The organism is Alkalicoccobacillus murimartini, from assembly GCF_030813245.1.
Classification (GTDB): Bacteria; Bacillota; Bacilli; order Bacillales; family Bacillaceae_D; genus Alkalicoccobacillus; species Alkalicoccobacillus murimartini.
On the sequence record NZ_JAUSUA010000001.1, the window covers coordinates 490,589 to 506,631 of the forward strand.

12 protein-coding genes are annotated in these 16,043 nt (G+C 38.1%); 8 read left to right on the plus strand and 4 right to left on the minus strand.

Translation table 11 applies throughout. The features are described 5' to 3' along the window. Positions 1–7 precede the first annotated feature (7 nt). Together J2S05_RS02645 and J2S05_RS02650 are read left to right on the plus strand one after the other, a co-directional pair. On the plus strand, positions 8–1,672 hold the full coding sequence (locus J2S05_RS02645; protein WP_306979628.1) for an ABC transporter substrate-binding protein: 1,665 nt from the start codon (positions 8–10) through the stop codon (positions 1,670–1,672). A gap of 54 nt (positions 1,673–1,726) precedes the next feature. Continuing rightward, positions 1,727–3,391 carry an ABC transporter substrate-binding protein gene (locus J2S05_RS02650; RefSeq protein WP_306979629.1) on the plus strand — a complete coding sequence of 555 codons (1,665 nt, stop codon included), beginning with the start codon at positions 1,727–1,729 and terminating at the stop codon, positions 3,389–3,391. Positions 3,392–3,440: 49 nt separating this feature from the next. Here the strand turns inward: J2S05_RS02650 and J2S05_RS02655 are convergent, their stop codons facing one another. From J2S05_RS02655 to J2S05_RS02665, 3 genes are read right to left on the minus strand one after another with little or no spacing between them, the layout of a single operon-like run. Then, on the minus strand, positions 3,441–3,875 hold the full coding sequence (locus J2S05_RS02655; RefSeq protein WP_306979631.1) for a hypothetical protein: 435 nt from the start codon (positions 3,873–3,875) through the stop codon (positions 3,441–3,443). Positions 3,876–3,877: 2 nt separating this feature from the next. After that, entirely contained in the window at positions 3,878–5,452 is a 1,575-nt protein-coding gene (locus tag J2S05_RS02660; protein ID WP_306979633.1) for a glutathione ABC transporter substrate-binding protein, read from the minus strand. Between the two features lie 19 nt (positions 5,453–5,471). Further along, the gene (locus J2S05_RS02665) at positions 5,472–6,167 is read right to left on the minus strand and encodes a FadR/GntR family transcriptional regulator (protein WP_306979635.1); all 696 of its coding nucleotides are present in this window, start codon (positions 6,165–6,167) and stop codon (positions 5,472–5,474) included. A gap of 348 nt (positions 6,168–6,515) precedes the next feature. Between J2S05_RS02665 and J2S05_RS02670 the strand changes: the two genes are divergently transcribed. The 6 genes from J2S05_RS02670 (at position 6,516) to J2S05_RS02695 (ending at position 15,221) form a co-directional block, all read left to right on the plus strand. Beyond that, positions 6,516–8,081, plus strand: a complete 1,566-nt coding sequence (locus J2S05_RS02670; RefSeq protein ID WP_306979637.1) for a GGDEF domain-containing response regulator — start codon at positions 6,516–6,518, stop codon at positions 8,079–8,081. Between the two features lie 26 nt (positions 8,082–8,107). Further along, positions 8,108–8,470: a response regulator transcription factor gene (locus J2S05_RS02675; RefSeq protein WP_306979639.1), complete on the plus strand. Its 363-nt coding sequence runs from the start codon at positions 8,108–8,110 to the stop codon at positions 8,468–8,470. Further along, positions 8,467–11,325, plus strand: coding sequence for an ATP-binding protein (locus J2S05_RS02680; protein ID WP_306979641.1), 2,859 nt, complete (start codon positions 8,467–8,469; stop codon positions 11,323–11,325). The genes J2S05_RS02675 and J2S05_RS02680 overlap by 4 nt, the downstream gene beginning before the upstream one ends. A 103-nt stretch (positions 11,326–11,428) precedes the next feature. Further along, on the plus strand, positions 11,429–12,925 hold the full coding sequence (locus J2S05_RS02685) for a phytoene desaturase family protein (RefSeq protein WP_306979643.1): 1,497 nt from the start codon (positions 11,429–11,431) through the stop codon (positions 12,923–12,925). Next, a complete protein-coding gene (locus J2S05_RS02690; RefSeq protein WP_306979645.1) occupies positions 12,922–14,391 on the plus strand; it encodes a phytoene desaturase family protein in 1,470 nt (489 codons plus the stop codon). Before J2S05_RS02685 ends, J2S05_RS02690 begins: the two co-directional genes overlap by 4 nt. Then, positions 14,388–15,221 (plus strand): phytoene/squalene synthase family protein, encoded by an 834-nt coding sequence (locus J2S05_RS02695; RefSeq protein ID WP_306979647.1) that lies wholly within the window; start codon positions 14,388–14,390, stop codon positions 15,219–15,221. Before J2S05_RS02690 ends, J2S05_RS02695 begins: the two co-directional genes overlap by 4 nt. A gap of 31 nt (positions 15,222–15,252) precedes the next feature. Here the strand turns inward: J2S05_RS02695 and J2S05_RS02700 are convergent, their stop codons facing one another. After that, positions 15,253–15,933, minus strand: a complete 681-nt coding sequence (locus J2S05_RS02700; protein ID WP_306979649.1) for a TetR/AcrR family transcriptional regulator — start codon at positions 15,931–15,933, stop codon at positions 15,253–15,255. Positions 15,934–16,043: the final 110 nt, after the last annotated feature.

The window sequence follows — 16,043 nt, forward strand, 5'->3', positions numbered from 1 at the left end:
GAATAGGATGAACATTTTTTTAAGAAATGGATTGATCTTCACTTCAATTCTTTTAATAGCTGGGGTAACAGGATGTAGCAAAGATTCAGCGAATGTAGAAGATGAGGATCCTGATGGTGACATTACACTGAGTTTATTTGGTGCAGACATGCACTCTCAGTGGGATAACATGGATAGCCCTGTTAGTCAGATAGTGAAAGAAGAGACAGGGGTCACGTTAAACGCTGAATTCGATGTGAATGGCGGAGACCAAAAAATATCGTTAATGGCAGCAAGCGGCGATTACCCAGACTTAATCTTACCTAAGGGAAACGCTAGCACACTTGTAGATTCTGGAGCATTGCTTGATTTAACAAATTTGATCGATGAACATGCTCCTAATCTAAAAAAAATCTACGGAGATTACTATGACCGGTTGAAATGGAGTAATGAGGATGAGTCCATTTATATCCTTGCGACCCCTCCAGTGGATCAAACATATTGGCAGCCAGGTACCGGCTTTATGTTGCAACATGATGTAGTTGAGGAACTTGGCTATCCTGATATTCGAACTGTGCAAGATTTTGAAGATGCAATAAAAGAATATAAGGATAAAAATCCAACAATCGATGGCCAACCAACGATTGGGTTATCCCTGCTAGCTGATGATTGGAGAATCATGATTTCCACGACAGATCCTGCTGCCTTTGCTACAGGTTCAACAGGAGATGGAGAGTTTTACGTTGATCCAGAAACCTATGAAGCTAAACTACATTATCGAAGAAGCGAAGAAAAGGACTACTTTCGTTGGTTAAATCACATGAATGATATCGATTTGTTAGACCCTGAGAGTTTTGTACAAAAGTATGATCAGTATCTTGCGAAAATATCATCAGGTCGCATTTTAGGGCTGATTGATTCAGATTGGCAAGTAGGGGAAGCGCAAAGATCACTAAGAGAAGCAGGAATGGAAGGACGGATGCATGGTATGTATCCTGTTACATTAACAGAAGATTTTAAACACCCTAATTTTCAAGATACCGGCTATCTTGGCGGATGGGGTATCGGAATTTCTGTTGATTGTGAAAACCCTGTTCGTGCCATCAAATTCTTAGATTATCTTGCTTCAGATGAAGCGCAAATTCTTCAGAACTGGGGGATTGAAGGCGAACATTATACAATAGAAGATGGAAAACGTGTGATAAGCGAAGAAGAAATGGATGAACGTGATAATAATGCGAACTACCAAAAACAAACAGGAATCGGTGTTCTGAAAGGGTTTGCACCAGCTTACGGTGATGGAGTTGAAGATTCAACGGGTCAGACTTACACCATAGCTAGTCCTGAACAAATTAAAGACTCGTATACGGATAAAGAAAAAGAGGTTCTTGGTGAATATGGAGCTGAATTATGGAAAGATCTATATCCGCAAGAAGATGAATTTCCAGCTAAGCCATGGGGCGCAGCCTATAATATGGCCGTTCCATCGGGATCTAGTTTAGAACTAACGCTGCAAAGATGTCTGGACATCATGAAACGTAAAATTCCAGAAGCAATTTTGGCAGATCCAAATGATTTTGACAAGGTTTGGGATGAGTTTATGACTGAACTCGAAGGAGCAGGCGTTGAAGAGGCAGAGAAAGAATACACTGAATTAATCAAAAGTAGAGTAGAGCTTTGGGGAGGAAGTTAACGTAACAACCATTACTTTAGCTAAGGTTAAATCTAATAATAAGGGGAGAGTTAAATGAACAAACATTGGAGAAAAGGTATGTTTTTATCTTCACTTGTTTTGGTTGGGGGCATTTTGGGGTGTAGCAAAGATACAGCCAATCTGGAAGATGAAGATCCAGATGGTGAGATCACATTAAATTTATTCAGTGGTGACATGCACTCGCAATGGGATAATATGGATAGTCCGGTTAGCCAAAAAGTGAAAGAAGAAACCGGAGTTACAATTAATGGAGAGTTTGATGTAAACGGTGGAGATCAAAAGATTTCACTAATGGCAGCTAGTGGTGATTATCCCGATTTAATAATGCCAAAAGGTAATGCGGGAACACTTGTTGATGCAGGAGCCTTCCTTGATCTTACAGATTTAATTGAAGAACACGCACCAAACTTAAAGAAAATCTACGGTGATTATTTTGACCGTCTTAAATGGAGTAATGATGATGAATCAATTTATATCTTGCCAACATCTGAAGTCGATCACACCTACTGGGAACCAGGAACAGGCTTCATGCTACAGCATGCTGTTGTAGAAGAGCTTGGTTATCCTGAGATTAGAACCGTTGATGATTTTGAAAATGCAATTAGAGAATACAAAGAAAAGAACCCAACCATTGATGGCCAGCCAACAGTTGGATTATCCCTTTTAGCAGATGATTGGAGAATCATGATCTCCACAACAAATCCTGCATTCTTTGCAACAGGCGCTCCGGATGATGGAGAATTTTACATTGACCCTGATACCTATGAAGCGCAATTCCATTATCGTCGTGCTGAAGAAAAAGAGTACTTCCGTTGGCTAAATCATATGAACGACGAAGGATTGTTAGATCCGGAGAGTTTTGTTCAGAAGTACGATCAATACCTGGCGAAAATTTCTTCTGGACGTGTTCTTGGTTTAATTGATGCAGATTGGGAAGTAGATGAAGCGCAAAGAGCATTAAGAGAATCTGGCATGCCAGAACGTATGCATGGTATGTATCCAGTTACGCTAACAGAAGAGTTTAAACATCATAACTTCCAAGATACAGGTTATTTAGGTGGATGGGGCATTGGTATAACTGTGGATTGTGAGAATCCTGTTCGAGCGATTAAATTCTTAGATTATCTTGCTTCAGAAGAAGGACAAATTCTTCAAAATTGGGGTATCGAAGGTGAACACTATACTTTAGAGGATGGTAAACGAGTTATTAGTGAGGAACAAATGGAAGAGCGTAATAATAATGCGAATCATTCTAAACAAACAGGTATTGGTGTACTAAGAGGATTTGCACCTGTTTATGGGAATGGTGTTGAAGATTCAACGGGTCAAACATTCACTATTGCAAACCCGGATCAAATTAAAGACTCATACACTGATAAAGAAAAAGAAGTGCTAGAAGCATATGATGCAGAGCTTTGGAAAGATCTTTACCCTCAAGAAGACGAATTCCCAAGTAAGCCTTGGGGTGCAGCGTATAATATGCCTGTTCCAGCAGGGTCAAACCTAGAGTTGGTCATGCAAAGATGTCTTGATATCATGAAACGGAAAATTCCTGAAGCTATTTTGGCCGATCCAGAAAAATTTGATGCCGTTTGGGATGAATTCCAAGACGAATTATTAGCAGCGGGTGCCGAAGAAGCAGAGCAAGAATATACAGAGCTTATCAAAGATCGTATCGAATTATGGGGCGAAGAGTAAAACAAATTAAAAAAGCCGTGAGAAGGGAACTTCTCACGGCTTTTTTTGTTCAAAATTTTGATTGAATCGAAACTGAACTCTCATTATTTTCCGAGAACACATTCCAACGGCTTTGAATAAGATTGGCTAGTTCAATTCTCTGATCGGATGTCAGCACTAGTTCAGAAATGACAAAATCGGTTTGTTTGTAATCGATATTTTCTAGCTTTTTGTAACGTAGCTTTAAAAGCTTTTTAACACCATTCATGTGAAGAAATTTAAATTGATAACCTTCTAATAAGGCCTTCTCCCAGGACTCATTTAGGTCTTCAGCTGTTTGGATACGATCATTAAAATCCATATTTGGTTCGTTGACGCAGTGCGCTATGGCCTGGAAATCTCTACTTTTGATTAAAGAAATGAGTTCCTGATCTGGCAATCCACTTGTTCTACAATTTTCAATTAAAAAGGCAATCGGCATTGAGAGTCGAACTGGAGTACTCACAATTATTCAGCTACCTTTACATCTTTTAATAACACAACGCCAGAAGGTAATGTTTTGACGCCGCTAATTTGGTTAGACACACCTAACAGGTCAACTGGATAATACAAGAAATCAAATGGAACATCATTAGCTACAATTTCTTGAGCTTCTTTAAACAATTCTGTTCTCTCTGTTTCGTCTTCTGTTTGAATAGATTGGTCAACTAGTGCATCGAATTCAGGGTTAGCATACGTATATCTTAGCTGGTTGCTACTTTGTTTGTTTGAGTGAAGGATCGTAAATAAAGCATTATACCCATCACCAGTCGGACTTGAACGTCCTAATAAATAGAGATCAGCTTCACCTTGACCTGTATATTCAACAAAAGAAGCAAACTCCATTTGACTGATTTCAACAGTAACGCCAATTTCCTCTAAAGCCTGCTGGATGTATGTTGCAATATCTACACGTGTACGATCGTCATTAACAGAAAGTTCAAGTGTTAGATCACTTTGACCTGCTTCTTCCAATAAGTCTTTGGCGGCATCTGGATCATACGGTAACCCTTCAATATCAGCAAATCCAAAATCGTTGGGTGAAAGAGGACTATTTGCTGCTGTACCAACATTGTTTAAAATGGATTCGACTATAACATCTTTATCAATAGCCATAGAGATGGCTTGTCTAACACGTACATCATCAAAAGGTTCTTTATTGGTATTAAAACCAAGAAAATTTACATAGGTTGAATCTGTTTCAAGAACGTCAGCGGCATCACTATTATTAATTTGATCGATACTATTTGGGTTCACTGAGTCGATAATATCAGAAGCCTGTGTTTCTAAATCAGCTACACGAGTGAGCTCCTCTGGGACGATCTTATAAGTGACCCCTTCAATTTCAGGTACTCCATCCCAATAATCTTCATTTCGTTCTAGCGTAATATCTGAACCAGGGTTCCATGAAACAAACTTAAATGGTCCTGTACCAATTGGTTTTTCCGCAACAACACTACCAGGATCTGCACCATTTGCTACAGCTTCATTATCTTCTTCAATCACCTCAGGACTTAACATGGAGCCACCATATTGAGCTAAGTGAGCTGGTAAGGAAGCAAAAGGTTCACTTAGATGAAAACGAACTGTATAGTCATCTACAACTTCGACTTCTTCAATACGATCATACAAATATGCAGTGGGGGAAATCGTCTCCTCAGCTAAACTCCGCTCTAAATTAGCTTTTACTGCATCCGCATTAAATTCAGTCCCATCATGGAATGTCACATCTTCACGAAGCTTGAACTCCCAAGTGGTGGGATCAATTGTGTTCCATTCAGTAGCAAGTCCAGGTTCAAGATCCATGGATTCATTTTGAGTAACTAATCGATCGTATACATTAAAGCCTACCTTCCAGTTCACAACCACATTTTCTGTGTGTGGGTCAAGCTTTTGAATGTCTGAAGCAAGAGAATACGTAATCGATCGAGCCGGTCCATTAGTAGCTTCAGATTCTTCTGGAGCACCTTCATTTGAATCACTTGCGCAAGCGCCTAATAAAAGAGTAAGGGTTAATAAAGATGTAGTTAAGTATTTTTTCAAGGGATAGCCTTCTTTCTTGTTATGTCTCATCATGGGTGATGGTTTTTAGTGACATTCTCTTAGCGACAGCGTTAGAGGTGCCATGGATATGTTGGTACATAATGTCTTTAGCTAATGTGGCATCTTTACGTTTAAAGGCATCTATAAGCTGCTTGTGATGGGTAATTGTACTTGATTTGACTTCATGACTAAATGGCATTAAATCTAATGCAGGATTAATTCTAGTTCGTATTTTTCTCACATCACTTGCGATATATGCGTTACCTGAAGCTTGACCAATTAATAAGTGGATTTTTACATCAATGGACCTAAATTCTTCGCGAGAAATCGTTTCACTTTGACTTTGATGAAGAAGGAGCTCTAACTTGTCTAGGTCAGCTGTGGATCGTCGATCAGCCGCAAGTTTGGCCGCTTCTGGTTCGATGATTAATCGAAATTCAAATAGATCTAATAACTCACTCCACATTGTTTTAATCTTCTCTTTTTTCTGATTGTAAGCATTCTGTGTAACTGGAAGTACAAAGGTTCCACCCTTTGCTCCTAATCGCTTCTCAATCAATCCTTTATTTTCAAGCGCTGATAACGCGTCTCTCAGGGTTATTCGACTACAGTTAAACAAGGTTGCTAATTCTCTTTCTGAAGGAAGCTGTTCATTTGATAAAAACTCTTTTAAGATGATTGCTTCTTCAAGTTGATCCAGAATGAAATCACTCACTTTTTTTGATTGAACCTGTTTAAAACCTTGATCAGAAATAAAGAAAACCCTCCTTTAAGCGTTTAAGGTCTAAACCTTAAACCATTTAGTCTAAAAAAAGTCAACAATCCCCACCGAATTACATGGGTTTCGATAAATTGAATCCTAGCATAGTCCTATTAGGCTGTCAATATAATGAACTGGGTCATGACTGAGTAAATAAAATAAATCATTTGTAATTATCTTAGATCATAAAAAAATTCACCTGAAATCATGATTTATTGATTAATTTTTACTATAATAGATACATGACTTTGGATAATACATCCATTATGTAGTGAGTATGGAGCAGTAAGAAAGGAGTTACCTATGAAAAAGTATCAAACTAAGTTTCTCGAGAAAATAAGGCAAACTCTTTCAGATTGGGAGAGTCAACAGACAATTTCATTTGACGAATTATATAGATTTTTACATTCTATTGCTGGGACAGGAGCTTCTATTGGGTTACATCAATATTCAGCGGAGGCTCGAGAAAGATTAGACGGATTAGATCCTGATAAGGACTATTGGATATATGAAGATATCTATACCTATCTCGTTGAAACAGTCTTAATAGAAAAAATGCCAGAAAATCAAGATGTTTCATTGATTCTTGTTATATCGGAGCATGCTGAATATCTTGCTTTTATAAAAGATCACCTTGAACCTTTTGGATATATGGTTATTGGGGCGATTACCCTGGAGAAGGGTAATCAATTATTTATTGATCAAAAACCAGATTGCGTGTTATTGGATTATCCTTATGAATATGAAGATGCTCCAGCCGAATTAGATGCATTGTCTCAAAAAGCTTTTGCGGAAATTGTTCCGGTTATCATTTTAAGTGAATTATCCTCTAAAGATGTTCAAAATCAAGCATATAAAAGAGGGTTAACCGATTACTTTGTTAAGCCAGTCGATTTTGAAGAATTGGCTATTCGAATTTCTAACCGAATCCAGTTACGATCGATTTTTGAACATTCTATTATGTTTGATGAGCTTACAGGCGTATTTACGAGAAGGTACCTAAGACTCGAGGGGACAAGACAATTAGAGTTATATCACCGTTATCAAACGATTTTTTCACTTGTTTTAATGGATCTTGATTTCTTTAAGAAAATTAATGATACATACGGGCACCAAACTGGCGATGAAGTTCTTAGAGGATTTGCTGACTTTTTAACTGGACTTAAAAGAGAAGGAGACCTTGTTATTCGATTAGGAGGAGAAGAGTTTGTCTTACTTCTTCCTAATACGAATTCTGAACAAGCAATGATTATGATTGAACGGTTTAGACAGATGTTTAGGGATGTTCAATTCACTTATAATCAGAAGCCATTTTCAGTTACCTTTTCAGCTGGTATTTCTGAAGTAACAAAACCAATTAATAAAATTGAAGAACTAAGTGATGAAGCGGATAAAGCGTTGTATGCAGCAAAACGAACAGGAAGAAACAAAACGTTAATATTTGATCCTAATGCCTTGTACGAAGCAGAGCAAATCGTTACGATCTGTATTATTGACGATGACGAAATCCTTAGACATTTGGTCGAAGAGCAATTACATAAGGTGCATGTCAGTGGATTTTCCTTTCAAATTTTAACGTTTGCGGATGGAGAAGAATTCCTCGAAACGAATTGGTATCAGCCTAGACAGAAATTTTTGGTTGTATTAGACCGGATGATGCCAGGTTTGGATGGACTAGAAGTTTTAAGTCAGATTCGAAGCAATTACCCAGAACTCGATATCATGGTTGTCATGTTAACTGGCCAATCAGATGAAAGGGAGATTGTACAAGCCTTAAATGCTGGAGCAGACGACTATATCACTAAGCCGTTTCAGCCGGACGAGTTACGAGCACGAATTCAGCGGTTATTACAAAGAACGTTATTATAAAAAGATATGAAATGGGAGAGACAGCAATGAAAAAGATATTAGTTGCAGATGATGAAGAAGTATTAAGAATGCTAATAACCGATACACTTGAGGATTTGGAGTGTGAAGTTATAGAGGCGGCAGATGGGCAGGAAGCGATGGACCTTATCCAAAAACATGATTTTGATCTATTAGTTCTCGACTATATGATGCCGGAAATGACTGGACTTGAGGTAATTGAACGTGTGAGGAAGATGGAGCATAAAAAGCATGTTTTAATCATGATGTTAACAGCGAAAAGTCAGCAAGCAGATCAAGATAAAATGATGCGTATCGGGGCGGACTTCTTTTTGGCAAAACCGTTTAGTCCAATTGTCTTAATAGATCGTATTGAGGAGATTTTGCAATGAAGACCTACTTCAAGAAAAGCTTGAACAGACAGCTGCTTTCATTTATGGCTATCATTATGTTCTTGACGCTATTCCTTGGAACTGGCTTACTACTTTACGTCAGTACAACTCAATCAACCTATATTGACAATCGAGAGAAGCTGGTTGAAAAGCAAGACCTTGCTTTTCAAATTGATACACGGGCAAATCAATTGGTTATTCATTCGAGGGGATATTTTGCATTTCAATCAGACAATGAACTTGCGTCCGTAAACAATGACTTAATGAACGTCAAACAGTCAATCTCTGAATTTCTAACGCTAGATCTTAGCCAAGAAGAGTTGGTGTTCATAGAAGAAGTTCAAAGCTTACTCAATCAAATTGAGGGGTTCATGCCAATTGCGATTGATTTAATTGATAACGGAAACCAAGAGGAGCTTAGGGAGCTAGGTGTGACAAGTGGTGGAGAAGTAGTAAATGAACTAACCTATTTGACCTCAAATTATTTAAAGCTAAGCAATGAAGAACTGGCATCATTAAGTGCAGACTATACAAAAGTGAATAATATTGTATTATGGATGCTTTTCGGTTTCATCATTACATTTATTGGTGCATTATTTCTAATCATTCGTCGCATCTTTACGAAGATTGGAAAACCATTAAGTGATCTTACGCTTGCTAGTGAACAATTAGCTTCGGGGAAAGATGTTCATCTTGTTGAAAGTAAACGGGAAGATGAGGTTGGAATCCTCTCACGTACATTTAATGAAATGGTTTATACGTTACAAGATAAAGAAGAAGAGCTAATCGCACAAAATGAAGAGTTAATTAGTCAACAGGAAGAGTTAGAAAATCAGCAGTTTAAGCTTCGTTCTTCATTAGAGGAAACGGAGAAAGTTCGCCTTATGCTAGAGAAATACAATCGATTAAACCACTTTATTTCTGTTACTTTAGATGAACAAGAGCTATTAGATCAAATTGTTCAACATATGAGCGATATTTATCCAGTGGACCGGATGGGTTTAATCTTACTAAAGGGAAGTCAAAGATTTGCACTACGTGGTATAAGTGAAAATATCATTAAAGAGCTTTCAAGAAATTTTCACGATGGGATCGGTGTATTACTGAAAGAGAAAAAGGCTTCTCATCAAGTGAAGCGAAAATCTAGTAAATACGAACAAGGTATAGCTGAACATGAGATTGACGTATACGATCTATACGTACCTGTGTATTCGTCAGCTGAGGATTTAAAAGCAGTCTTTTGCGCAACTAGAGTAGGAACTGAATTTACAGAAAAAGAACGGGAAGAATTGCAAGGTGTAATGAGCCATATTGCCATAGCGATAGAGAAAGTTATGTTATATGAACAAACGGAAAATGATCGACAGGTTAACCAAGATATAATTGACAATGTGAACGAAGGCATTCAATTTATTGATAGGGATGGCACGCTGTTACGTTTTAATGAGTTGTTCAAAGAAATGGTTAACTTGTCCTCAAATGAAGATGAAGGAAATTGGAACATCTATGAGGCTTGGAAAGAGAGTATTCTTGAGAATGTAGAAGAGCCTAAAGCTTTGGGAGAATTCTTTGATACAATAAAGAGTTCAAAAACGGAAGACATTCACTCAATGAAATATAAATTGGTAGAAGGATCACGTATGATAGAAGTGTATGCTGAACCTGTTTATAAAGGAGAACAACGAAGAGGGACTATCTTAGTCCATCGGGATATTACAAAAGAGTATGAAGTGGATAAAATGAAATCGGAGTTAGTAAGTACAGTAAGCCATGAGTTAAGAACTCCATTATCCAGTATCCTTGGCTTTACGGAATTAATGATAGAAAGGGACTTAAAACCCGCCCGTAAAGAAAAGTATTTGCAAACCATTCACAAAGAGGCGAATCGTTTAACGAATTTAATTAATGATTTCTTGGACTTGCAGAGAATGGAATCGAACGTTCAGACATATAACAAAAAATCAGTAGACTTAAAAGAATTAATCATTCAGGTTATTGCGAAGTTTGAGCCTACGTACCAGCACCATCAATTTATGGTACGTGATTTGGCAGCATATACATATGCATGGGCTGATCCAGATCGCATGGAACAAGTGTTAACAAACTTAATTAGTAATGCCGTGAAGTTTTCTCCGGATGGAGGAAAAGTCGAGCTAGTACTCTTTAATCATGTAGATATTTTGCATATCCATGTAAATGATGAGGGCCTTGGTATTCCTGAGGTTGAGCTTAAGAAGTTATTTACGAAGTTCCATAGAATTGATAATAGTGATAGAAGAAAAATTGGCGGGACAGGTTTAGGATTACCTATCACAAAAGAAATCGTTGAAGCTCATGGTGGGACGATTTCTGTTCAATCAGAAAGCGGCATTGGAAGTACGTTTGATATTGCCATACCTTTTGAGAATAAAACGTCGTTATTACCCATTTCAACGATACAATCCAATGAACTGAATCGCTTCAGAGTGGCTATTATTGAGGATGATCAAAGTTTGGCTTTGCTTCTTGCAGAGGAATTAAAGCAGAGTGGATTTGAAGTTCAACATTTTCTTAATCCGAAGAAAGCGTTGGAAGAACTAATGACTCAACAAATGGATGCCGTTGTAGTTGATTTAATGCTTGGAGATGAAATGGACGGATGGGACTTTATTCAGGCACTTAAGCAATCAGACCATACGGAGAATTTGCCGGTGTTTATTTCATCCGCTTTAAATGAAGTGAGGAAAAAAGCAGAACATTATGGTGTGAGCAAATACCTTACAAAGCCTTATCCACCGCATGAATTATCGACTGTCATAAAAAATACCTTATCAAGTGATAAAAAAAATGGTCAAATCGTTATGCCCGAGGAGTAAAAAGGTTTATTATATAAGATAAGAGGGAATTTTTTAGAGATGCTCTTGCATGTCTTTTTTCTTAGCAAAATACGTTTTATATTCATAGACAAGGTGGAAACTAATGACTAAACATATAGTAGTGGTAGGAGCGGGTCCAGGTGGGCTAGCTTCAGCTATGCTTTTAGCAGGACGCGGTTATAAAGTAGAGGTCTATGAGAAACAGCCATATGTAGGTGGACGAACATCTGCCTTAAAGAGAGATGGCTTTACATTTGACCGGGGCCCAACTTTTTTAAGTATGCCGTATATTTTAGAAGAGTTATTTGATGCAGTTGGAAGAAAACTAAGTGATTATCTTGATCTCATACGGGTTGATCCTATGTACGAGTTGCGATTTAAAGATGTAGTCTTCTCTCCGTCTGATGATTTCAACTCTACCTTTGAGCAGATTCGAACTCTTTTTCCTGGAGATGAAGAAGGATACAAAAGATTTATGATCGATACTAAAAGGAAGATGCAGGCGCTTTTACCTGTTTTGCAGAATCGTCATGGGTCGTTATTAGATTACGCAAGATGGCGCACCATTAAAGCCCTGCCAGAGCTATCTCTAAATCAGACATTGTATGAAGTGTTGGATTCGTATTTTTCAGACGAGCGTCTAAAACTTTCTTTTACTTTCCAGTCTAAGTATCTTGGGATGTCCCCTTGGGAATGTCCAGGTGCATTTAGTATCTTATCTTATATGGAGCATGAATATGGCGTTTGGCATCCTAGAGGAGGCCTAAACCAGATCTCTGAAGCGATGGCTGAGGTTATTGAAGAATATGGAGGGAAAGTGCACACAAATACTCCAGTAAAACAGATACTCACAAAGAACGCTTCTGTCTATGGTTTAGAGCTTGAGGACGGAGAAGTGATTGAATGTGATGAACTGATTATTAACGCAGATTTTGCTTATGCTATGACGGAACTATTGTCTGAGAGCCATTTAAAGCAACATACAAAAGCTAAGCTCGATAAGAAAAAGTACTCCTGTTCTTCTTTTATGATGTATGTTGGGTTGGACACGCAATATGATCTTGCACATCACACGGTCATTTTTTCTGATGATTATAAGAGAAACGTTGAAGAGATTACTAAAAGTAAGACGTTATCGGCTGATCCGTCTATCTATGTTCAAAATCCTATTGTGACGGATCCAAGTTTGGCACCAGAGGGGAAATCAGGCTTATATATCTTAGCTCCTGTACCAAATAACTTTAGTCTATTAGACTGGGAAAAACATAAACATGAGTTTAGAGACTTAATCTACGAGATTCTGGAACAGAAATCGGAGTTTAAGGACTTGAGAGAACACATTGTATTTGAAGAATTGTTAACACCTGATGATTGGCAAAAAAATCATAATATCTATCAAGGTGCTACCTTTAATCTAGCGCATAATTTAGGACAAATGATGTATTTCAGACCTCATAATCAATTCCAAGAGCTAGATCACTGTTGGTTGGTAGGTGGAGGAACACATCCTGGCAGTGGACTGCCTACAATATTTGAATCGGCTCGAATTACCGCGAACTCGTTAATGGATGCTGACAAAAAGGGGTTATACAGATTATGAAAACCATTATTGTTGGCGGAGGTATTGGTGGTCTCATCACCGCTCTTTATTTAACAAATCGTGGTGAGCAAGTCACGATTATTGAGAAGGAGTCCATTCTTGGAGGACGCTTAGCGTTTATTCAGAAGGATGGATTTACGATAGATAAAGGTCCTACGATTGTGCTGCTTCCAGAAATGATTCAATCGATTCTTGAAGAAGTAGGGATCAACCCAGATGCACTCGAACTGATTCGAATCGATCCGCTTTATTCATTAACCTATGCAGATGGAACCACCTTCACAAAGTGGAGCAATCAAGAGAAGCAACTTGCAGAAATAAATCGTGTTTTCCCTGGTGAAGAACAGGCGTTTCTTACGTACCTAGATACGATGAAGCAACGATTTACACTTGGTAAATCAGTCTTTTTAGATCGTCATTTTATGAACAAACGTGATTTTTTCAGTTTTCCATCTCTAGCGGCACTAGTAAAATTAAAAGCCTACCAGTCAGTAGAAAAACAGACCGCTCAATTCTTTCGTAATGAAAAACTGAGGGAGGCTTTTTCCTTACAGACCTTGTATATTGGAGGCGCACCGACATCATCACCGGCACTGTATTCTCTCGTATCATTTAGTGAGCATTACCATGGAATTTGGTATGTAAAAGGTGGCTACGGAAGTCTAGTTCCATTTCTTGAAGCAGAATTGAGAAAACGTGGGGTAGACATTCACTTCAACACGGAAATTACTCGTATTGAGGAAAGCAATGGTCGAGTAACGGCTGTCCACTCTGATGATCAGCGTTATGAAGCCGATCAATTTGTCATGAATGGTGAAATCCCTATTGTGAAAGCAATGCTTCCGGAACATCAACCAAAAAAAGAAAAATATGTGTCATCATCATCATGCTTATTGCTCTACTTTGGCTTAGATAAAGTTTACGAAGAAGCAGATGTGCATCAATTTTTAATGTCGCAAGATTTTAAGAAAAATATGCGGGAGATTTTTGTAGAGAAAAAGATTCCATCAAATCCATCGATCTATGCGTTTCATCCTTCGAAAATTGATAACACATTGGCCCCCGAAGGCAAGAGTGTGTTGTATGTGTTAATTCCAGTTCCAGCTGGATCAGATGTAGAGTGGAATGAGATTGATTCATTTGTGGATTCTTGTATCGATTTGCTCGAGGGTTGGCATTTCCCTAATCTTAGAAAGCATACAGAATGGATGGAAGTCCGTACACCAAAAGACGCTGAGAATGAAGGACTCTTTCAAGGTGGGAGCTTTGGATTAGCCCCTGTGTTAGGACAATCAGGAGTCTTCAGGCCACAGTTAAAGCCATTTGGTCGAGATAATTTATATGCAGTTGGGGCTTCTGTTCATCCAGGTGGTGGGATTCCAATTGTAATGCAAGGTGCAAAGCTATTATCCGATTATCTTGCGGAAGAAGCTGACCTTGCTAATAGAAAGGAGAAATCTGTTTGAAGACGTTAGAAGAAGCCTATCAGGATTGCCATACAATTATAAATCGTCATTCAAAAACGTTCTCAAAAGCTTTTAGTCTATTACCATCAGGAAAGCGAAAAGCAGTGTGGGCCATTTATGCCTTTTGTAGAAGTGTAGATGATATTGTAGATGATGGAGAGAATCCTGTTGAAGAACTGGCTGAATTCGAAAGGCAATTCACTTTGTTTTTAGAGAAACAACTTCCTCTTGATCATTCGATGTGGACGGCTTTAGATGATGTATTTACAAAATTCCCTGTTGATAAGCAGGCTTTTACGGATATGATTACAGGACAAAAAATGGATCTCGTTAAAAGTCGATATCAGACAATGGAAGAAGTGGAGCTTTACTCTTACTACGTAGCTGGCACTGTAGGGTTAATGCTATTGCCTATCCTTGCCCCGAAAAATCACGAACAGCTTGAAGTCGGAGGCAAAGCTTTAGGAACAGCGATGCAAATCACAAATATCCTGCGTGACATAGGTGAAGATATTCAAAGAGGAAGAATTTATTTGCCTCAAGATTTAATGGACAAGCACGGAGTATCAGTGGAACAGATTCAAGCTGGGAAGGTGACAGATGCCTTTATCGATCTATGGGAGGAAATGGCTGAGCGTGCTGAGCAACTTTATGATATGGCATTGGAATCCATTGACTACTATCCTATAGATGCACGATTTCCAGTTAAGGGTGCTGCCTATATGTACAGAGCGATATTAAATTCAGTAAGACGGAATCATTATGACGTATATACTACTCGTTCATTTATTACTCAAGAAGAAAAACAAGACATTCTTTCGCAATTATAAGATATAAAAACGATTGATTCTCAGATGAGAGTCAATCGTTTTTTTGGGGTGGTACTGTAAAGACGTTACTGTTCATGACAATTTGCCGAATGTACCTCATCGTATGTTCAGTTGCTTCCTCAGGAGTGAATTGATATCGATTATTTAATAAATTGGTCAGCATTCCTTGCCAAATAAGGGTTGTTAATTCCGTAATGGTTTCGACTTGTTTCTCCTCTATTAAACCTTCTTGATTTGCTTTCTCAAGAAGAGACAATCCTCTTTTTGTCATGCTGCGCTGAAACAATACAGGCTTCAAATCTTCAGGGAAATCGTTTATATCGGATGAATAGACTTGATAATATTCTTCAAAGAGTGCATCTGGTTTGTTTCCTAAATCCATGATAAAGACTGCGTGAAATAATTGAGGCTGCTTAAACGAATGCTTGCACAAGCATTCCCATCCTAATAAGTATTTCTCCAAGGATGTATTGCCTCTAGACAAGTACTCAGCTACGTCATTTGTATAAGGTTTTAAAAACCTCATCGAAGCGAAAAAAATAACATGTGAAAGCTCAGAAAAATAATTATAAAGCGTTCCGCTGTTATAGCCTGCTTTATCTGCTATTTTTCTTATGGTTATATGATCAAATCCTTCTTCATTAATGATGTCAGCCGTTGCTTCAATAAAGTATTGCCACATTCGCTGACGCTTAATACTTCTCTTATCCATTCATTCATTCTCCTAACATAAATGGCTTAATCTCTTTATTATAATATGTTTTATGAACAAGTTAAAATAGAAACAATGCCATTTGTATCTTCACCCTTTCTATGATAACA

Coding starts and splice junctions, on each gene's coding strand:
- J2S05_RS02690 (WP_306979645.1), top strand. CDS start 12,922: ATGAAAACCATTATTGTTGGCGGAGGTATTGGTGGTCTCATCACCGCT.
- J2S05_RS02670 (WP_306979637.1), top strand. CDS start 6,516: ATGAAAAAGTATCAAACTAAGTTTCTCGAGAAAATAAGGCAAACTCTT.
- J2S05_RS02645 (WP_306979628.1), top strand. CDS start 8: ATGAACATTTTTTTAAGAAATGGATTGATCTTCACTTCAATTCTTTTA.
- J2S05_RS02685 (WP_306979643.1), top strand. CDS start 11,429: ATGACTAAACATATAGTAGTGGTAGGAGCGGGTCCAGGTGGGCTAGCT.
- J2S05_RS02700 (WP_306979649.1), bottom strand. CDS start 15,933: ATGGATAAGAGAAGTATTAAGCGTCAGCGAATGTGGCAATACTTTATT.
- J2S05_RS02680 (WP_306979641.1), top strand. CDS start 8,467: ATGAAGACCTACTTCAAGAAAAGCTTGAACAGACAGCTGCTTTCATTT.
- J2S05_RS02675 (WP_306979639.1), top strand. CDS start 8,108: ATGAAAAAGATATTAGTTGCAGATGATGAAGAAGTATTAAGAATGCTA.
- J2S05_RS02650 (WP_306979629.1), top strand. CDS start 1,727: ATGAACAAACATTGGAGAAAAGGTATGTTTTTATCTTCACTTGTTTTG.